The sequence below is a fragment of the [Collinsella] massiliensis genome (genome assembly GCF_002161605.1).
In the GTDB taxonomy this organism is placed as follows: domain Bacteria; phylum Actinomycetota; class Coriobacteriia; order Coriobacteriales; family Coriobacteriaceae; genus Enorma.
The window spans coordinates 1-19,775 of sequence record NZ_NFIE01000028.1; the positions used below are offsets into that span (position 1 = coordinate 1).

At 69.9% G+C, this 19,775-nt stretch carries 18 protein-coding genes and 2 rRNA genes; 14 read left to right on the plus strand and 6 right to left on the minus strand.

Features of this window, described 5'->3' with window-relative positions:
• Positions 1-120 precede the first annotated feature (120 nt).
• Positions 121-276, minus strand: coding sequence for a TetR family transcriptional regulator (locus B5G02_RS09445; RefSeq protein WP_241146221.1), 156 nt, complete (start codon positions 274-276; stop codon positions 121-123).
• A gap of 184 nt (positions 277-460) precedes the next feature.
• Here B5G02_RS09445 and B5G02_RS09450 point away from each other — a divergent pair, with 184 nt between their 5' ends.
• From B5G02_RS09450 to accD, 14 genes are all read left to right on the plus strand, one after another.
• Positions 461-1,600: a hypothetical protein gene (locus tag B5G02_RS09450; protein ID WP_019247103.1), complete on the plus strand. Its 1,140-nt coding sequence runs from the start codon at positions 461-463 to the stop codon at positions 1,598-1,600.
• A gap of 329 nt (positions 1,601-1,929) precedes the next feature.
• Complete coding sequence (locus B5G02_RS09455; protein WP_094336034.1) at positions 1,930-2,790, plus strand: Mrp/NBP35 family ATP-binding protein; 861 nt, start codon at positions 1,930-1,932, stop codon at positions 2,788-2,790.
• Between the two features lie 35 nt (positions 2,791-2,825).
• Positions 2,826-4,124 (plus strand): NAD(P)/FAD-dependent oxidoreductase, encoded by a 1,299-nt coding sequence (locus B5G02_RS09460; RefSeq protein WP_094336035.1) that lies wholly within the window; start codon positions 2,826-2,828, stop codon positions 4,122-4,124.
• An 8-nt stretch (positions 4,125-4,132) separates the two neighbouring features.
• On the plus strand, positions 4,133-5,791 hold the full coding sequence (locus tag B5G02_RS09465) for an NAD(P)/FAD-dependent oxidoreductase (protein ID WP_094336036.1): 1,659 nt from the start codon (positions 4,133-4,135) through the stop codon (positions 5,789-5,791).
• Between the two features lie 292 nt (positions 5,792-6,083).
• Complete coding sequence (locus B5G02_RS09470; RefSeq protein WP_019238250.1) at positions 6,084-7,043, plus strand: beta-ketoacyl-ACP synthase 3; 960 nt, start codon at positions 6,084-6,086, stop codon at positions 7,041-7,043.
• 64 nt (positions 7,044-7,107) lie between these two features.
• Complete coding sequence (locus B5G02_RS09475; protein ID WP_019238249.1) at positions 7,108-7,338, plus strand: phosphopantetheine-binding protein; 231 nt, start codon at positions 7,108-7,110, stop codon at positions 7,336-7,338.
• 1 nt (position 7,339) lies between these two features.
• Positions 7,340-8,284, plus strand: coding sequence for an enoyl-[acyl-carrier-protein] reductase FabK (fabK, locus tag B5G02_RS09480; RefSeq protein ID WP_094336037.1), 945 nt, complete (start codon positions 7,340-7,342; stop codon positions 8,282-8,284).
• Positions 8,272-9,231, plus strand: coding sequence for an ACP S-malonyltransferase (locus tag B5G02_RS09485; RefSeq protein ID WP_094336038.1), 960 nt, complete (start codon positions 8,272-8,274; stop codon positions 9,229-9,231). The genes fabK and B5G02_RS09485 overlap by 13 nt, the downstream gene beginning before the upstream one ends.
• A 9-nt stretch (positions 9,232-9,240) precedes the next feature.
• On the plus strand, positions 9,241-9,990 hold the full coding sequence (gene fabG, locus B5G02_RS09490; RefSeq protein ID WP_094336039.1) for a 3-oxoacyl-[acyl-carrier-protein] reductase: 750 nt from the start codon (positions 9,241-9,243) through the stop codon (positions 9,988-9,990).
• Positions 9,991-10,071: 81 nt separating this feature from the next.
• Entirely contained in the window at positions 10,072-11,313 is a 1,242-nt protein-coding gene (gene fabF, locus B5G02_RS09495) for a beta-ketoacyl-ACP synthase II (RefSeq protein ID WP_019238245.1), read from the plus strand.
• Positions 11,314-11,315: 2 nt separating this feature from the next.
• Positions 11,316-11,828, plus strand: a complete 513-nt coding sequence (gene accB, locus B5G02_RS09500; protein WP_094336040.1) for an acetyl-CoA carboxylase biotin carboxyl carrier protein — start codon at positions 11,316-11,318, stop codon at positions 11,826-11,828.
• Complete coding sequence (locus B5G02_RS09505; RefSeq protein WP_094336041.1) at positions 11,825-12,262, plus strand: 3-hydroxyacyl-ACP dehydratase FabZ family protein; 438 nt, start codon at positions 11,825-11,827, stop codon at positions 12,260-12,262. The genes accB and B5G02_RS09505 overlap by 4 nt, the downstream gene beginning before the upstream one ends.
• Before the next feature lie 261 nt (positions 12,263-12,523).
• Positions 12,524-13,876: an acetyl-CoA carboxylase biotin carboxylase subunit gene (locus B5G02_RS09510; protein ID WP_094336042.1), complete on the plus strand. Its 1,353-nt coding sequence runs from the start codon at positions 12,524-12,526 to the stop codon at positions 13,874-13,876.
• Entirely contained in the window at positions 13,866-15,593 is a 1,728-nt protein-coding gene (gene accD, locus B5G02_RS09515; protein WP_094336043.1) for an acetyl-CoA carboxylase, carboxyltransferase subunit beta, read from the plus strand. Before B5G02_RS09510 ends, accD begins: the two co-directional genes overlap by 11 nt.
• 29 nt (positions 15,594-15,622) lie before the next feature.
• Here accD and uvrB read toward each other — a convergent pair whose 3' ends face one another.
• The 5 genes from uvrB to B5G02_RS09540 all read right to left on the minus strand — a co-directional run.
• A complete protein-coding gene (gene uvrB / locus B5G02_RS09520; protein WP_094336044.1) occupies positions 15,623-17,866 on the minus strand; it encodes an excinuclease ABC subunit UvrB in 2,244 nt (747 codons plus the stop codon).
• A 109-nt stretch (positions 17,867-17,975) separates the two neighbouring features.
• Positions 17,976-18,563: a lytic transglycosylase domain-containing protein gene (locus tag B5G02_RS09525; protein ID WP_094336045.1), complete on the minus strand. Its 588-nt coding sequence runs from the start codon at positions 18,561-18,563 to the stop codon at positions 17,976-17,978.
• The gene (coaE, locus tag B5G02_RS09530) at positions 18,556-19,185 is read right to left on the minus strand and encodes a dephospho-CoA kinase (RefSeq protein WP_094336046.1); all 630 of its coding nucleotides are present in this window, start codon (positions 19,183-19,185) and stop codon (positions 18,556-18,558) included. Before coaE ends, B5G02_RS09525 begins: the two co-directional genes overlap by 8 nt.
• Positions 19,186-19,408: 223 nt before the next feature.
• Positions 19,409-19,524 (minus strand): 5S ribosomal RNA (gene rrf, locus B5G02_RS09535).
• Between the two features lie 143 nt (positions 19,525-19,667).
• Positions 19,668-19,775, minus strand: a 23S ribosomal RNA gene (locus tag B5G02_RS09540); the annotation flags it as partial.

The following is a 19,775-nucleotide window of genomic DNA, read 5'->3' on the forward strand; positions in this document are numbered from 1 at the left end:
GCGGCGCGGGACAGGTCGCTTTGAAGGCGGCCCCGCGGGGGCGCCAGCAGGTAGATGGGTCACCGCGCCGCGTACCGACATGGTATCCGCCGAACGGCGGTACGACCATATTGCAAATTATCAGTGCTGGTAGAACGTCTTGCGGTCGATATCCGCCTCCTGCGCGATGGCGCTCACGCCGATGCGCTCGTACGGGCGCGTCTCGAGCAGGCGCTCGAACGCCGCGACGATAAGGCGGCGGCTCCTGAGCACGCGGCGATCGGTGCGGTTCTCCATGGCTTCCTCCGTTCCTCGGCGCGGCGCGCGGGCGCGCCGACGATGGGACGGCTATGTTATTCCCCATTTGTTGCTTAATCTATAGATGTGCATCAATTTTCACATGCGCGCACGGCGTGACGCGTTCGACCGAGCGCTATCATGAGGGCATATCACTGCTCACATGCGGGAATGTGAGGTGCCCATGCTTACCGAAGCCCAACGCAAACTCGTGAGGAAGTACTTCCTGCTGCCCCAGCTCGCGCCGCGGGGGCTCGCGACCATCTTCGTCCTCAGCGCCGAGATGCTCCTCCTCTCCATGCTCGACGACCTTGTGTTCCAAACTCCCGGCGCGTTCCTGCCCGGCTGGATCGCCTACATCGCGCTCGTCGTCGCGCTCACCGTGTTCTGCTGCTATGCGTACCTCAGCCCGCGCCTCGGCATGGGGAAGCCCGCGTGGGCGGCCATCGAGCGCGCGCGGAGCGCGGCCCGAGCGCAGGCGCGCGAGCAGGCGAAGGCGGCGGAGCCCACCGACGCCGCGCGCATGGCGGCAGCCGCCGCGGCAGGGGTGGCCGCCCTCGGCCAGGCGGTCGGTGACGCCGCCGACGCCGCCTCCGCGGCCTACGGCATCTCCGGCACCGCGCGCTACCTCGAGGCGACGAACTCCCTCGCCCGCGACGCCGAGCGCGCGGCGCGCGACCTGGGCGTCGAGCTGCCGAACGCCAAGCGCGCTGGCCGCATCATGATGCTCGCGACGCTCCTCGCGCTCGCCCTCGTCTACGGCGCCCACTTCATCGCGCGCACCGCATCCATGCGCGCCGATTCCCAGGTAGCGGCGGAGACCATCTCCGCAATCACCGACGCGTTCGAGCACCGGGGGTACTACGTCATCGGCGACGACCCCACGGAAGCCTACGACCGGGACGGCTACAGCGTGAACGCGCACCTCTCCGATTCGGGCGACGACACCACCTTCGTCTCGCTCGACGTCGACAACGACGGCGTGGTGACCGAGGTCTCCTACAAGCTCCAGGTCGACCCCGCGCGCTCGCTCGACGAGAACCTCGCGCGCGCCGAGGAACGGCTCGCCGAGCTGCACGCCGTCGTCGAGGGGCTCGATGTCCCCGTCGCCGCGCCCGGGCTGCTTTCGTACGGCACGCTGCCGGACGCCTTCGGCGAGGCGTTCCGCGCCGGCACGCTCTACGATGACATCTACCTCAACCCCGACGACCTCGGGAGCTCGGAGGGCGCCGCCATCTGGTGCAGCTTCGACACGCTCCCCGAAGAGGACTGGTTCGACGGGATGGAGCCCGATATCTGGCTCACGCTCGAAACCGACCGGTAGCCACCACGCGCCGTACAGCGCCGCCCCTTCGCGCACCGCCGCGCCGCGCTCCATGAACCGTCGCTCCGTGCCTCATGGACAAACTTGTCAACTTTGCATACGAAGCGCTTTCTCGCGTGGCCCCCATCGATAAAGTTGTCAACTTTGCACGCGAGGCACGCTATCATGCGGCCTCCATCAATAACGTTGTCAACGTTGCACGCGAAGCCGGGGGCGGGTGGCGCGCGGGCGGCGGGGACACTGTGCCGCCGCGGCGCAAAGGGTACAATGAGGCGGTAACCAACCTATTCGCCCGACGCGGCGCGCCGGGTGCAATCGAAAGGACTCCCATGGCTACATGCGAACATGCCGCCGCAGCGGGCGGCCAGGCCGCGCCCTCGCAATTCGAGGAGAACAACCTCTCGGAGGCGAAGCGCGTCATCGCCGTGCTCTCCGGCAAGGGCGGCGTGGGCAAATCGCTCGTCACGGGCGCGCTCGCCATCGAGCTCGCGCGGCGCGGGCACACGGTCGGCATCCTCGACGCCGACATCACCGGCCCCTCCATCCCCAAGATGCTCGGCATGAGCGGGCGGCGCGCCCACGGCCTGGGCAAGCTCCTGCTGCCCGAGATCTCTACCACAGGCATCAAGGTCATGTCGTCGAACCTCCTGCTCGAGCACGAGACCGACCCGGTGCTCTGGCGCGGCCCGGTCATCGCGGGCGCCATCAAGCAGTTCTGGAGCGACACCTCCTGGGGCCCCATCGACTACCTGCTCGTCGACATGCCCCCGGGCACGGGCGACGTGGCGCTCACCGTGTTCCAGTCGCTGCCCGTGGACGGCATCGTGGTGGTCACGAGCCCGCAGGACCTCGTGAGCATGATCGTCGCGAAGGCCGTGAACATGGCCGAGAAGATGCACGTGCCCATCCTCGGCCTCATCGAGAACATGAGCTACGTGGCCTGCCCGGACTGCGGCAAGAAGATCGAGGTCTTCGGCCCGAGCAAGCTCGATGCGGTCGCCGACGAGTACGGCCTCAAGGTGCTCGGCCGCCTGCCCATCGACCCCACGCTCGCACTCGCCTGCGACGCCGGCGCGCTCGAGGAGGCGCTGCCGCAGGACTTCCTGCCCGACGCCCTCGCCGCCTGCGAGGCCGTCCCCGCGCACGAGGGCGCCGATGAGGCCGATGCCGCCGCGGGCGCGGAAGGCTGATAGACCACCCTGGATACGGAGCGGAGGGGATCGCCATGGCGCGCAGCGCACCGGAAACCTATGATGTGGCCGTGATCGGCGGCGGAGCGTCCGGCCTCGCCGCCGCGCTCGCCGCCGCCCGCGCAGGCGCGCGCACGGCGGTCATCGAATGCGATGTCGCCTGCGGCCTTCCCATCCTCGCCACGGGCAACGGCCGCTGCAACCTCTCGAACGAGCGGCTGCGCCCCGCGTGCTACCGCCATCCCGTCATCGCCCGCGCCGTAATGGGCGAGGAGCCCGAGGCGCGGCTCGCAGGCTGGTTCGCGTCGCTCGGCATCTGGACGACGAGCGACGAGGGCAGGCTCTACCCCCTGAGCAAGCGCGCGGAATCCGTCCGCGACGCGCTCGTGGGCGCGTGCCGGCGCGCGGGCATCGCCGAGCGCTGCGGGCACCGGCTCATGCACGCCGCATGGAACCCCGCGGACGGGCTCTGGAAGCTCGAGGCGCTCGCGCCCTCGTCCCCGCTCCACGCGCCCCGTGCGCGCGACGAGCATGCCCGCCTCCGGGCGCTCCGTCGCGCGCTCTCCACGTCGCCCATGCGCACCGAGACCATCATGGCGCGCGCCGTGGTGCTCGCCCCCGGCGGCGGCTCCGAGGCGCTCTGCCAGGTCTTCAAGCTCCCCCACCTCGACGAGCAGCCCGTGCTCTGTCCCATCGCCTGCACGCCCGCCCCCGGCGCGGACGGCCTGGGGCCAGACACCCTCGCGCGGCTCGACGGTGTGCGGGCGGATGCGCGCCTCACGCTCGTCCGCGGCGGTACGCCGCTGTGGAGCGAGGACGGCGAGGTGCTCTTCCGCGCCTACGGGCTCTCCGGCATCGCCGCCTTCAACCTCTCGCGCCGCATCGAGCGCGACGACGTCATCGACATCGACCTCTTCCCCGCGCTCGCCGAGGACGACCTGCGCCAGCGCTTCCGCGAGCGCGCCGAGACGGTCGGGGAGCTCGCCGACCGGGGCGCCTCCTGGTTCGACGGCATGCTCGCCCCGCAGCTCGGCCGCATCATCGCACTCGCCGCGGGCGGCTCCTACGGCAAGGCGGCACGCGCCGCGAAGGCGCTCGCGTTCCGCGCACGCGGCGTGACCGAGACCCGTTCCGCCCAGGTCCGCCGGGGCGGCATCCCCTTCTCCGCCGTGGATGCCGAGACGATGCGGCTGAGCACCCCGCACGACGGCCCGCTCTTCGCCTGCGGCGAGGCGCTCGACATGGACGCCGACTGCGGCGGCTACAACCTCGCCTGGGCATGGCTCTCGGGCATGCGCGCCGGCACGGCCGCAGCGTGCGCGATCGGCGGGTGAGGCGCGCCATGATCGAGATTTCGGATATCCGCGCCACGCTCGCCCAGGGAGCGACCGAGCAGCGCTGCCTCGCGGTGGGGCTCGCGTACGTCATCAAGACGCTCGGCTGCCTCCCCCACCTCATCGAACACATCGAGCTGCGCAAGCGCTCCATCGACGCACGCCGCAAGAGCGACGTGCACCTCGTCCTCACCGTCCGCGTCACCTTCCATACGCACGTCGACGAGGGCGAACTCATCGCGCGGATACCGGAGCGCGAGCGGAAGCACGTGCGCCTCGTGGCCGAGGAGCCGGCGCGCACGCCGCCCACCCTCGCGAAGCCGCCCGCGCCGCGGCCCGTCGTCGTGGGAGCGGGCTGCGCCGGCCTCTTCGCCGCGCTCGCCCTCGCCGAGGCGGGCGCCGAGCCGCTCCTCATCGAGCGCGGCGACGACGCGCGCCGCAGAACGTGGGCAATCGAGGAGTTCCACCGCACCGCCGAGCTCGACCCCGAGAGCAACATCCAGTTCGGCCTGGGCGGCGCGGGCACCTTCTCGGACGGCAAGCTCACCACGGGCACGAAGAACCCCGCGCACCGCCGCATCCTCGAGGCGCTTGTCGCCGCCGGGGCGCCGCGCGACATCCTCTGGGACGCCAAGCCGCATGTGGGGTCGGACGTGCTGCCCGTCGTCGTGGAGAACCTCGTTGCCCGCATCCGTGAGCTCGGCGGCGAGGTGCGGTTCCGCGCGCGCATGGTGGATATCGAGCGCGCGCAGGGGCAGGCGGGCGGCGTGCGCGCCCTCCAGGTCGAGACACGGGACGTTGCGGGCGCCGTGCGCACGGAGCGCATCACCTGCACCGCGCTCGTCCTCGCCTGCGGCCATTCCGCGCGAGACGTGTTCGAGCTCCTCGAGCGGCGCGGCTTTACGCTCGCGCGCAAGACGTTCGCCATGGGCGTGCGCATCGAGCACCTCCAGGCGGCGATCGACCGCGCGCAGTACGGCCGTTTCGCCGGGAACCCCGCGCTCGGCGCCGCCCCCTATAAGCTCGTCGCCCACCCGCGCGGCGGCCGCAGCCTCTTCACCTTCTGCATGTGCCCGGGCGGCGAGGTGGTCGCGGCCGCCTCGGAGCCCGGCGGCGTCGTCACCAACGGCGCGAGCCTGCGCGCCCGCGCGGGCGCCAACGCGAACTCCGCGCTCCTCGTGAACGTGACGCCCGACGACCTCCCCGGCTCCGATCCGCTCGCGGGCGTGAGGCTGCAGCGCCGCTGCGAGCAGCGCGCCTTCGAGCTCGGCGGGGGGAGCTACCGCGCGCCCGCGCAGCTCGTGGGCGATTTCCTTGCCGGCGTCCCGAGCTCGGGCGGCGGCCGCGTGGAGCCCACCTATCCGCTCGGCGTCACCTGGGGCGCGCTCGATACCGCGCTACCCCCGTATATCACGGAGACGCTCCGCGCCGGGATCCCCGTGCTCGGGCGCAAGCTCGAGGGCTTCGATGCGGCGGACGCCGTGCTCACCGGCGTGGAATCGCGCTCGAGCGCGCCCGTGACCGTCGTGCGCGGCCGCGATTGCCAGGCGCTCGACGCACCCGGCCTCTTCCCCTGCGGCGAGGGCGCGGGCTACGCGGGCGGCATCATGAGCGCCGCCGCCGACGGCCTCCGCTGCGCCGACGCGGCCTTGAACACGCTCATGTAAAATTACCCCAGGGGTTTTTCTACATCCTCTCGCTTGTCCTCGCAACGAGGCCGGCACCTGATGTAGAAAAACCCCTGGGGTATTTTTACATTTTGCGCCAAAACCTCGGTGTCGTTGACCAATCGTCAAACATGGATAAAGCGTGACGCGGCGCGCAAATTTCGACGCGCGGGGCATCGTCGCCCGCGCGCTTTGCTAGCGTATGGGTGGTTGACGTTTATTAATAAATCGTCAATAAGATGACGCGCTGCCGTACGGTATGCGCCGAAACGACACCCCGAGCGAGGCTCACATGGCTTTCCACATCATCGGGACGGGTTCGGCCCTCCCCGAGCAGCGCATAACGAACGACGACCTCTCGCGGTTCCTCGATACCACGGACGAGTGGATCTTCTCGCGAACCGGCATCCGGGAGCGCCGCGTATGCACCCATGAGACCCTCGATGACCTCGCCGTCGCCGCGAGCGAGCGCGCTCTCGCCGCCGCGGGGCTCGCCGCGACCGACCTCGACCTCATCGTATGCGCCACCACCTCGGGCGACCACCTCATGCCCGCCGAGGCCTGCGCGGTCGCCGAGCGTATCGGCGCCTCTTGCCCGGCCTTCGACGTGTCGGCCGCGTGCGCGGGCTTCGTCTTCGCCCTCGACGTCGTCGACGGCTTCCTCGCCCGCGGCCGCGCCCGGCGCGCGCTCATCGTGGCGGCGGAGCAGATGTCGCGACTCCTCGACTGGAGCGACCGCGCCACATGCGTGCTCTTCGGCGACGGCGCCGCCGCGTGCGTCGTCGAGGCGGGCGGGGCGAGTCCGCTTGCCATCGAGCTCTCGACCACGCCCGACACCGACGCGCTCTCCGTACCCGGCATCGCCGGGACCTCGCCGTTCGCCGCGGCGACGCCCGTCCCGAGCGCGCTCGCGATGAAGGGCCAGCGCGTCTTCAAATTCGGCGTCCAAGCCATCTGCGACGCCGTGCACGGCCTGTGCGCCGAGGCCGGTATCGGGGCCGCGGACATCGACCACTTCATCTTCCACCAGGCCAACGACCGCATCCTCACCGCCGCCGCCCAGCGGCTCGGCATCGAGGACGACCGCGTGGCCCGCACGCTGCACGCGACGGGCAACATCTCGAGCGCCTGCATCCCCTACACCCTCGACGCGCTCGCGCGCGGCGGACGGCTCCACCCCAGCGAGCTCATCGCGCTCGTGGGCTTCGGGGCCGGCCTCGACGTGGGCTCGTGCCTCATCCGCTGGGAATAGCCCGGCCATCACCCCGCCCCCTTCGCGCATTCCGCGCGAGGACGATAGCAAAAGGAGAACCATCATGGCAGACACCACCTTCGACCGCATCTGCGCCATCATCCGCGACAACGGCGGCACCGGCGCCGAGCTCACGCCCGAGACCAAGCTCGCGGACGCCGGCCTGGACAGCCTCGCCACCGTCGAGGCCGTCATCGCCTGCGAGGACGAGTTCGGCATCGAGATCGAAACCGATTCCAACCCCGAGACCGTGGGCGAACTCGTCGAGCTCATCGAATCCCTCATGGAGAACTAGCATGCTGCGCTCACCCATCTGCGAGGCCCTGGGCATCGAGAAGCCCATCTTCCAGGGAGGCATGGCGTGGATCGCCGACGCCTCGCTCGCGTCCGCCGTATCCGAGGCCGGCGGCCTCGGCATCATCGCGGCGATGAACGCGGACGCCGCATGGCTCCGTTCCGAGATCCGCGCCCTGCGCGAGCGCACGGACAAGCCCTTCGGCGTGAACGTGATGCTCATGAGCCCGTTCGCCGACGAGGTCGCGCAGGTCGTCATCGACGAGCACGTCCCCGTGGTCGTGACGGGCGCCGGCAACCCGGTGCGGTTCATGAAGGCCTGGAACGAGGCCGGAATCAAGGTCATCCCGGTCGTCGCCTCCGTCGGGCTCGCGCGCATCGTCGAGCGCGCCGGCGCCGCGGCCGTGATCGCCGAGGGCGGCGAGAGCGGCGGGCATGTGGGCGACGCCACCACGATGGCGCTCGTCCCGCAGGTCGCCGACGCGGTGAAGATCCCCGTCATCGCCGCGGGCGGCATCGCCGACGGCCGCGGCATGGCGGCGGCGCTCATGCTCGGCGCCTGCGGCGTCCAGGTGGGGACGCGCTTCCTCGTGGCCGATGAGTGCGCGGTGTCCGAGGAGTACAAGGAGCGCGTGCTCAAGGCGAAGGACATCTCCACCCTCGTCACCGGCCGCCGCACCGGACATGCCGTGCGCTGCCTCAAGACGCCATTCACCAACGCGTTCGCGCAGCGCGAGAACGAGGGGGCGCCCATCGAGGAGCTCGAGCAGATGGGCGCCGGCGCCCTGCGCAAGGCCGCGAAGGACGGCAACTACGAGGAGGGCTCGTTCATGTGCGGGCAGGTCGCCGGCCTCGTCCGCGAGCGCCAGAGCGCCCGCGCGATCGTCGAGGACATCGTGGGCGGCGCGGAAGAGCTCCTCAAGGGGGCGGCGGCATGGGTGGCGTAGCCTTCCTCTTCGCCGGCCAGGGCGCCCAGCACCCCGGCATGGGCGCCTCGCTCGCCGAGCGCGAGCCCGCGGCGCGCGCCGTCTTCGACGCGGCGGACGCCGTCCGTCCCGGCACGAGCGCGCAGTGCTTCGCCGGCACCCAGGAGGAACTCGATGAGACGGCGACGACGCAGCCGTGCGTCTTCGCCTGCGACCTCGCCTGCGCGCAGGCGCTCGAGGCGCACGGGCTTACCCCCGATGCCGTGGCGGGCTTCTCGCTCGGCGAGGTCGCCGCCCTCACCTTCGCGGGCGCCCTCGACGATGCGGCCGGCTTCGAGCTCGTATGCCACCGCGCCGCGCTCATGGCCGCAGCGGCGGCGGAGCATCCCGGCGCCATGCGCGCCGTGCTCAAGCTCGACGCCGCAACGGTCGAGGCCCTCGCGTGCGAGGCGGGGAACGCCTGGCCGGTGAACTACAACAGCCCCCAGCAGACCGTCGTCGCAGGCGCCCCCGAGGCGCTCGACGAGCTCGACGGGCTCGTGCGCGCCGCCGGCGGGCGCAGCATGCCCGTCGCGGTGTCCGGCGCCTTCCACAGCCCCTACATGGCGGATGCGACCAAGGCGCTCGCCGCCTACCTCGAGGACGGCCACGGCCTCGCCGCACCGCACATCCCCGTCATCGCGAACCGCACCGCCGAGCCCTATCCCGAAGGCGACGGGGCGAACGCCGGGGCTGCCCGCGCCGAGCTCCTTGCGAGCCAGGCGTCGAACCCCGTGCGATGGGTGCGCACGCTCGAAGCGCTCTCGTCCCGCGGGATCGATACGTTCATCGAGGTCGGCCCGGGAAGGACCCTCACCGGCCTCGTGAAGCGCACGCTCAAGGGCGCGACCGCCCTGCCCTGCGAGACGCCCGAGCAGCTCGATGCCGTGCTCGCCGCCTGCCGTGGCGCGGGCGACCCGGCGGAATAGGAGGACATCATGGCAACCGATACCGAGCGCCGCTGCGCGCTCGTCACCGGAGGCTCGCGCGGCATCGGCCGCGCCATCTGCCTCGCGCTCGCGGGCGCGGGCTTCGATCTCGCGATCGTCTACGCCGGCAACGACGAGGCGGCGCACGAGACCGCCGCGCGCGCCGAGGAGCTCGGCGCCACCGCCCGCACCTATCGCTGCGACGTGGCGGACGCCGATGCTGCCGCCGCCTGCGCCGCGCAGGCGCTCGCCGATTTCGGCAACATCTGGGCGCTCGTGAACAACGCGGGCGTCACGCGCGACACGCTCCTCGCGCGCATGGGCGAGGAGGACTTCGACCGCGTGATCGACGTGAACCTCAAGGGCGCCTACCACATGACGCGCGCCCTCGTGCGCCCGTTCATGCGCCAGCGCGGCGGCCGCATCGTGAACATGAGCTCCGTCGTGGCGCTCGCGGGCAACGCCGGCCAGGCGAACTACGCCGCCTCGAAGGCGGGGATCATCGGCCTCACGAAGGCATGCGCCCGCGAGCTCGCGGGCCGCGGCGTCACCGTGAACGCCGTCGCCCCCGGCTTCATCGAGACCGACATGACCGCAGCGCTCGCCGATTCGGTGCGCGAACGCACGGAGCAGCAGATCCCCCTCGGGAGGTTCGGTCGCGCCGACGAGGTGGCCGCACTCGTCGCCTTCCTCGCCAGCGACGCGGCCGCCTACATAACCGGCGAGGTCATCCGCATCGACGGCGGCATGGCGATGTGACGCCGCCCGCACGCGAGGCCACCAGACCGGACGCCATCGCCGCGCCGCGGGCGCACGAGCGCAGATAGAAGGAGAAGCACCATGGAACGCAGGGTCGTCATCACCGGCATGGGAGCGGTCACGCCCGTCGGCCTCACCGCCCCGGAAACCTGGCATGCGCTCGTCAACGGCACGAGCGGCATCGCCACCATCGCGAACATCCCCACCGACGGGCTCAAGGTCACCGTCGCCGCCGAGGTCAAGGGCTTCGACGGCCGGGAGCGACTCGGGGAGGACGTGCGCCACAAGGACCTCAACGTGCAGTACGCGCTCGCCGCATCGGATGAGGCGATGGCGGGATCCGGCCTGGCCGAGGCCGAGAACTTCGACCCCGACCGCGTGGGCGTGTACGTGGGCTCCGGCATCGGGGGCATGGCATCCTACACCGCCGCCGTCGACACCATGCGCGAGCGCGGCTTCCGGCGCTGCCCGCCGTTCATGATCCCTATGATGATCGCGAACATGGCCGCGGGCGAGGTCTCCATCCGGCACCGCCTCACCGGCCCCACGCTGCCCGTCGTCACCGCCTGCGCCACCTCGGCGCACACGGTGGGCGAGGCCTTCCATGCCATCAAGCACGGCTACGCGGACGCGATCCTGGCCGGCGGCGCCGAGGCCTGCATCGTGCCCGAGGCCATCGCGGGCTTCACGAACTGCAAGGCGCTCACACGCAACCCCGACCCCGCGACCGCCTGCCGCCCCTTCGACAAGAACCGCGACGGCTTCGTGATGGGCGAGGGCGCCTGCATCCTCGTCCTCGAGGAGCTCGAGCACGCGCGCGAGCGCAGCGCGCGCATCCTGTGCGAGATCGCCGGCTACGGCAACACCGCCGACGCCTACCACATCACGAGCCCCGCGCCGGACGCCCAGGGCATCACGCGGGCGATCCGCGCGGCCGTCGAGGAGGCCGGGCTCGACGTGCGCGACGGCCTCTACATCAACGCCCACGGCACCTCCACCAAGCTGAACGACGCCTCCGAGACGCTCGGCATCAAGCAGGCGCTCGGCGAGGAGGCGGCGCGCGCCGCGCACATCTCGTCCACGAAATCCATGACCGGGCACATGCTCGGCGCGACCGGCGCCCTCGAGGCCGCCGTATGCGCGCTGGCGATCGAGCACGGCGTCATCCCGCCCACCATGGGCTACGCCGAGCCCGACCCTGCCTGCGATCTCGACTACACGCCCAACCGCGCCGTCGCCGCACCGGTGCGGTGCGCGCTCTCGACGAACCTCGGGTTCGGCGGACACAACGCGGCGCTGGCATTCAAGGTTTACGAGGAGTAAGGATGAAGATCGATTCCCAGAAGCTCAACGAGGTCGCCGCCCTCATGGAGGACCACGGCCTCACGCGCGTGCGCCTCTCGGAGCAGGACGGCCGCGTCATCGAGCTCGAGCGCACGCCAGCGCCCGTCGTCGCAGCCGCATCGCTCCCCGTCGCCGATGCCGCCCCCGCCGCCGCACCGGATCGAGCCGTACCCGCACCCGCCGCGGCAGCCGCCCCAGCCGCTGGCGACACCGGCGCCGATGCGGGAGCCGTCGCCGTCACGGCACCCATGGTCGGCGTGTTCTACGCCGCGCCCTCACCCGACGCCGACCCCTTCGTGCGCGTGGGCGCGCACGTGCACGCGGGCGACACCCTCTGCATCATCGAGGCCATGAAGCTCATGAACGAGGTCGTGGCCGACATCGACGGCACCGTCGTCGCCATCGATGTAACCGATGGCGCGCTCGTGGAGTACGGCGCGCGCATCATGTCCATCGAACCCGACGAACCCGCGAAGGGGGCTGGTGCGCGATGAGGCGACCCGAGCTCGAGAAGATTCTTCCCCATCGCGCACCCATGCTGCTGCTCGACGAGGCGGAGGTCGTGGACGGCGAGGCGCATGGCCGCACCCACATCACCGGCGATGAGTTCTTCGTGCAGGGGCACTTCCCCGGAAACCCCGTCGTTCCCGGCGTGATCCTCTGCGAGATGCTCGCTCAGAACTGCTGCGTGCTCATGGGCGAGGAGCTCGCCGGCACGGGGGACGTGACCCCCTTGTACACGAGCCTCGACAAGGTGCGCTTCAAGCACCCCGTCCGCCCCGGCGACACCGTGGAGCTCATTTGCACGATCACGCGGCACCGCGGCTCCTTCTACTTCGCGCACGGCGAGGCGCGGGTCGCCGACGAGCTCTGCTGCGTCGCCGACATGTCGTTCGCGCTCATGCCCAACGGCGAAGCGGCGCGCTAGCAAGGTCCAGCGGCGCTCGCGGAGGCGCGACACACCGTTTTTCCCTTCCCGCCGCCTAGTTCTGGTGGTCCCGTTCAGATATGCACGATGTCCGGGGCGCACGGGGCGCTCAAAAGGGCTTTGTCATGGGAGGCGACCCGTACCGCATGGAGCAATCCTGGGGTTTTGTCGCTTGCCAGGCCGCGGGGGCGGCACATCGCGGCTTCCCGGCGCGCCCCAATCGCGCATATCTGAACTTGACCACCACGTTGGAGGCTTCCCATGTTCAAAAAGATCCTCATCGCCAACCGCGGCGAGATCGCGGTGCGCGTCATCCGCGCCTGCAAGGAGATGGGCGTCCAGACCGTGGCCGTCTATTCGACCGCGGACGCCGAAGCGCTCCATGTCAAGCTCGCCGACGAGGCCTACTGCATCGGCGGGCCGCGGCCGCAGGATAGCTACCTCAACGGGGACGCCATCCTCACGGTCGCCGCCGCGAGCGGCGCCACCGCCATCCATCCCGGCTACGGCTTCCTATCCGAGAACGCCGCGTTCGCACGCCAGTGCCGCGAATGCGGCGTGGTGTTCGTCGGACCCGCGCCCGAGGTGATCGAGCGCATGGGCGACAAGGACGCCGCGCGCCGCACCGCACGCGCGGCCGGCGTGCCCGTCGTGCCCGGCTGCGACCTGCTCGAGAGCGCCGAGGCGGCCGAGGCGGAAGCCGCGCGCATCGGCTGTTCCGTGCTCATCAAGGCGCGCTCGGGCGGCGGCGGGCGCGGCATCCGCAAGGTCGAGCGCCTCGCGGACGTCGGCCGCGCCTTCACCGAGGCGCGCGCCGAGGCCGAGGCCGCCTTCGGCGACGGCGCATGCTATATGGAGAAGTTCGTGGCACCCGCCCACCATGTGGAGGTGCAGGTGCTCGCCGATGCGCACGGCAACGTCGTCACCCTCGGTGAGCGCGAATGCTCCGTGCAGCGCCGCAACCAGAAGCTCTTGGAGGAGAGCCCCGCCCCCTGCCTGGACGGTCGCGACGACGTGCGCGAGCGCATGTACGAGGCGGCGCGCAGCCTGGCACGTGCCGTGGGCTATGAGGGTGCGGGCACCATCGAGTACCTCTACACCGACAACGGCCAGTTCTACTTCATGGAGATGAACACGCGCCTGCAGGTCGAGCACCCCGTCACCGAGTTCGTGACCGACATCGACCTCGTCAAATGGCAGCTGCGCATCGCCGCGGGCGTCGCGTTCCCCTACACCCAAGACGAGCTCGCGCCCGCCAAGCGCGCCCACGCCATCGAGTGCCGCATCAACGCCGAGGGGCCGGGGCCGGACTACCTCCCCTCGTGCGGCACCGTCGAGAACCTCCATGTGCCGGGCGGGCCATGGGTGCGCTTCGATTCCGCGCTCTACCCCGGCGCCCTCGTGCCGCCCTACTACGACTCCATGCTCGGCAAGCTCATCGTGCGCGCCGGCACCCGCGAGGAAGCCGTGCGCAAGATGCGCTCCGCCCTCACCGAGCTCGAGGTCGACGGCGTTCAGGAGAACAGCGACCTGCAGCTCGACATCCTCGCGAACCCGGAGTTCCTTTCCGGCATCTACCACACGAACCTGATGGAGCACCTCTATGAAAGCTAAGCAGAAGGGCATCAACAAGCTCGAGGGCCCCGTGACCGATGTACCCATCGAGCTCCCGGAGCGCCGCGCATACGTTAAGTGCCCGGGCTGCCGGCGCGTCATCGACCAGGAGCTGCTCGCGCGCAACCTCGACGTCTGCCCCCGCTGCGGGCACCACCTGCGCCTGGGCGCACGCGCGCGCCTTGCAATGACCCTCGACGACGGCAGCTTCGAGGAATGGGATGCCGAGCTCTCCGTGCAGGATGCGCCCGCCGGCCGCGAGGCGCTCTCCTTCCCCGGCTACGCCGAGAAGCTCGAGCGCTCGCAGCGCGCCTGCGGCAGCAAGGACGCCGTGCTCTGCGGACGCGCCACCATCGGCGGGGAGCCCTGCGCCGTCTTCATCATGGACGGCGATTTCATGATGGGCTCGATGGGCTCCGTCGTGGGGGAGAAGATCTGCCGCACCTTCGAGCGGGCGATCGAGCTCCGGCTTCCGGTCGTGGGCATCACCGTCTCGGGCGGCGCGCGCATGCAGGAGGGCACGACCTCGCTCATGCAGATGGCGAAGGTCTCGAGCGCCCGCGCCCGCCTCGCCCGCGCCGGCCTTCCCTACCTCGCCCTGCTCACCGACCCCACCACGGGAGGCGTCACCGCGAGCTTCGCCATGGAGGGCGACGTGATCCTCGCCGAGCCGGGCGCGCTTATCGCCTTCGCCGGCCCGCGCGTGGTGGAGCAGACCACCCATAAGCGCCTGCCTGCGGGCTTCCAACGCGCCGAGTTCTTGCTCGAACACGGCTTCCTCGACCTCATCGTCGAGCGCGCGGACGTCCCCGCGACCCTGGCCGAGCTCCTCGCCCTCCACGCCGGCCGCATCCCGTCGGCCTCCGCGCCGCATGCGCTTCTGGAGCAGCATGGGCCGCACATGCTCCTCAAGAAGATCGGCCGACGCCGCAAGCAGGGATCGATCGAGGCCCCGAGCGCCTACGAAATCGTGCAGGCGGCGCGCTCCGTGGAGCATCCCACCGCGCTCGAGCTCATCGAGCTCGGCTTCGACGGCTTCATCGAGCTCCACGGCGATCGCTCCTTCGGCGACGACGCGGCCATCGTGGGCGGCATCGCCTGGGTGGGCGACCGGGTGCTCACCGTCATCGGCACCGAGCGCGGCCGCTCCACGAAGGAGCGCGTGGCGCGCAACTTCGGCTCCGCGCACCCGGAAGGCTACCGCAAGGCGCGGCGCCTCATGCAGCAGGCCGCGCGCTTCGGCAGGCCCGTCCTCTGCCTCGTGGATACCGCGGGCGCGTACTGCGGCATCGGTGCGGAGGAGCGCGGCCAGGGCGAGGCCATCGCGTCGAACCTCGTCGCCATGGCCGAGCTCGGGACGCCGCTCGTGAGCGTCATCACCGGCGAGGGCGGAAGCGGTGGCGCGCTCGCGCTCGCAGGGGGCGACCGCGTCTACATGCTCGACCATGCCGCCTATTCCGTCGTGAGCCCCGAGGGCTGCGCCTCGATCTTATGGAAATCCACCGACCGCGCGGCGGATGCGGCCGAATACCTCGGCCTCACCGCCCCACGCCTCACCGAGCTCGGCATCGCGGACGGCACCATCGACGACGCGTGCAGCCATGAGGAGCTTGCCCGGCGCATCGTCTCGCGCGCCCTGGACGTCTTCGCCGAGCTTGCGAGCCTGGATACCGAAGAGCTCCTCACGCGCCGCTACGTCCGCTTCCGCGCCATGTAAAATTACCCCAGGGGTTTTTCTACATCCCCCTAGTGCTTGCCCTTCCAGCCCTGGCGCTTGCGGCCGCCGCCGAACACGCTGCCCTTGCGGGCGGTGCGCCGCAGCGCCTCCATGGCCTCGTCCTCGCTCGACCCCTCGAGCATGGCCTTGATGTGCACGATGGCATCGCGCAGGCGCGCCGCCTCCTCGAAGTCCATGGCCTCCGACGCGCTGCGCATATCGTCCTCCATCGTCGCGACGATGCGCTGCACCTCGTCCTTCGGCAGATCCGCGAGCTCCTCGGCGAGACGCTGGCCGGCCGACGGCGCAGCCTCCGGCGCCTCGTCCGCCCCCTCGCCCGCCGGCGTGAAGAACGCACCGTGGCCGAGCGAGTCGCCCCGGCTCCGGTCGCGCTTGCCCACGTTCTCGTTCGCCTCGGCGATGAAGCTCGAGATGTCGTTGATGGCCTTGCGCACCGTCTTGGGCTCGATGCCGTGCTCCGCGTTATACGCCATCTGGATGGAGCGGCGGCGGTTCGTCTCGTCGATCGCCTCGCGCATGGAATCGGTGATGGTGTCAGCGTACATGATGACCTCGCCGTCGGCGTTGCGCGCCGCGCGGCCGATGGTCTGGATGAGCGAGCGCCGGTTGCGCAGGAACCCCTCCTTGTCCGCGTCGAGGATCGCGACGAGCGACACCTCGGGCAAATCGAGCCCCTCGCGCAGCAGGTTGATACCCACGAGCACGTCGATCTTCCCCTGGCGCAGGTCGCGCAGGATCTCCACGCGGTCCATCGTCGCGGTGTCGGAGTGCATGTAGTTCACCTTCACGTCCGCATCGAGCAGGTGGTCGGTGAGGTCCTCCGCCATGCGCTTCGTGAGCGTCGTCACGAGCACGCGCTCATGGCGCGCCGTGCGCACGCGGATCTCGTCGAGCAGGTCGTCGATCTGCCCGCGCACCGGGCGCACGTCGATCTTGGGGTCGAGAAGCCCCGTCGGGCGGATGATCTGCTCCACGTTGTTCTGGCTCACGCGCAGCTCGTAGTCGCCCGGGGTCGCGCTCACGTAGATGAACTGCGGCACGCGCGCCTCGAACTCGTCGAAGCGCAGGGGGCGGTTGTCGAGCGCCGAGGGCAGGCGGAACCCGTGCTCAACGAGCGTCACCTTGCGCGAGCGGTCGCCCTCGTGCATGCCGCGGATCTGCGGCACCGTCACATGGCTCTCGTCGATGATGCAGAGCATGTCCTTCGGGAAGTAGTCGATGAGCGTGTAGGGCGGCTCGCCCGGCTTGCGTCCGTCGAGGTGGCGCGAGTAGTTCTCGATGCCGTTGCAGTAGCCCATAGTCTCGAGCATCTCGAGGTCGTAGTCGGTGCGCTGCTGCAGGCGCTGCGCCTCGAGCAGCTTGTCGGCGGCCTTGAGCTCGGCCACGCGCGCCTCGCACTCCTCCTCGATGGTGCGGAGCGCGGCGCGCACCTTCGGCTTCTCGGTCACGTAGTGCGAGGCCGGCCACACGGGGATGGCGTCGTACTCGCGCAGGATCTCGCCCGTCACCTCGTCGATCTCGGCGATGAGCTCCACCTCGTCGCCGAAGAACTCGAAGCGCAGGGGATGCTCGGCATAGGGCGGGAACACGTCGACCACGTCGCCGCGCACGCGGAACGTGCCGCGCGCGAGGTCGAAATCGTTGCGGTCGTATTGGATGTCGATGAGCGCGTGGATGAAGTCGTCGCGCTCGAGCGGTTCCTTCTTGTCCACGTTGGGCGCGAGACCGGCGTAATCCTCCGGGGAGCCGATGCCGTAGATGCACGACACGGACGCGACCACGATCACGTCGCGCCGACTGAGCAGCTGCGAGGTTGCCTGATGCCGGAGCATCTCGACCTCCTCGTTGATCGAGGCGTCCTTCTCGATATACGTGTCCGACTGCGGCACGTACGCCTCGGGCTGGTAGTAATCGTAGTAGGACACGAAGTACACGACGGCGTTATGGGGGAAGAACTCCTTGAGCTCGCTCGCGAGCTGGGCGGCGAGGGTCTTGTTTGGCGCCATGACGAGCGTGGGCTTACCGAGCGCCTCGATGGTCTTGGCCATGGTGTAGGTCTTGCCCGAGCCGGTGACGCCGAGCAGCACCTGGTAGCGGTCGCCGGAGCGCACGCCGTCCACGAGCGACTGGATGGCCTGCGGCTGGTCGCCGGACGGCTCGAACGGGCTCACGACCTCGAATTTGGCCGGCTCTCCCGCGGTCCCGAAGCGGCGCAGCTCGCCACCGACGCGTTCGACCTCGAATGCCTCCACCGTGAGCCTCCTTGCTTCCCGCCGTACCTAGAGCGCCCCTGCACGCAACGCATGAGGCGAGCGCTCAGGGGACGGAATCCTATCACGAGGAGCGGACGCGCGCAAACGCCTAGGCGACGAAGCGCCCCGCATAGAGCTCCTCGTACCGATTATACGAGTTCAGGACGCGCACGAGGTAGGCCTGCGTCTCGGGAAAGGTGATCGCGTTGTGGAGCGCGGTATCCTGCTCCACCCAGCCCTCGACGTTGCCGATACCCGCGTTATAGGCCGCGATGGCCCGATCGAGCGCGCCATCATAGTAATCGAGCAGATACCGCAGGTACGCGCAGCCGAACATGATGTTCACGTCCGGCTCGAACAGGTCGTCGACCGAATACGCGTCCCCGTCGACATAGCCCTTGTCGATCATATCCTGCGCCGTGACGGGCAGCAGCTGCATGAGCCCCTCGGCGCCGGACGATGAGCGCACCTCAGGGTTCCAATTCGATTCGGTCTCGATGACCGCCGCGACGAGATACGGGTCGATCTTATAGGTCGCCGCAGCGGACTGGATATCGTCCTCGTAGCTTAGGGGATACAGCGTGCCCACCACCGGGGCAGGGGCATACGTGAACACGACCGAGATAAGGCAGAACGCACATGCGGGGATGAGGGCGAGCGCACGGAGCCAGCCCGCGGCACCAAGGCGTTTACGCACGGTGTGCACCTCCCGAAAGCAGTGCGGGGCACGTCCGCTCGAGCCACGAATCAAGCGCGTCGAACAACGCTGTATCGTCCCCAACATTTTCGATGACCGTCGTAGCGAGCGCGCACAGCTCAGCGTCACTCAGCTGCACGGCATCGCGGGCTTCGAAGTCGGCCGCCTCCATACCGCGGGCGCAGGCACGCGCGCGCCGTACCTCATACGGGGCGGTGATCGCAAGCACTTCATCTGCAAGCGTGAAAGCATCCGTAAACGATTTCGGGGCAGAGACCTCCACGATCACAAGCGAAGGGGCATCAATGTCCTGCCTCAAACCAGCGAGGAGCGCGCGGAGCCGATCTTCCAAGGCCGGGTACACGAGCGCCTCGAGGCGCGCCGTGGAGGCAGCATCCGAAAACGCGCGTGCAGCGAGGATGCGCGGGCAAACCGCCCCGGCCTCATCCAAGATATCGTCCCCAAAGGTTCGGGACAGTGCTACAACGAGCTCAGAGCCCGGAACGTACAGCGACTTGCACACCGCATCCAGGTCGATGCGATGCGCGCCGCAACGCTCAAGATACCGCGCTGCGGTCGATTTGCCCGACGCGATCGAGCCGATGAGAAAGACCGTATGCATAACGTGCTCACCTCAAGCGAGATGGAAAGGAATCACAATACGAACGGCATGAAACAAGTCGTTGACGCACGGGAGCGCAACGAACCCCAAACCGCCCATCCATTATCTGGTGCGTGTGTGGAGCGTGGATGAACATCAGCGATATCGAACCGAGATAACAAAAAAGCCTCTGGGTTATACCCAAAGGCTTTTCGATTTCGTGCACGGCTCGGTGCCGTCCACCGGTCAGCGGCGCCCTGCCCTCCCACGGGCTTGCCCCGCAGTACTCTCGGCGCTCGGGGGCTTAGCTTCCGGGTTCGGAACGGGTCCGGGCGTGCCCCCCCTGCCATGGCCGCTGACCGGTGGGCGGCGCCCGCCGGGCGGGGTCGTCCCCCGCGTGCCCTCAGGGCCGCACAGCGCGGATGCGATCGTCCACAGACCCCGGCGCGGGATGCGGTCTCGACGGCGACCGGAGCGCTGCGTAGGCGCCGGCGCCGGCCGGGATGCGGAAAGAGCTCGGGCGATTAGTACGGCTCGGCTGAGCGCGTCGCCGCGCTTGCACCTGCCGCCTATCGAACCGGTGTTCTACCGGTGCCCTTACCGGAAGGAGA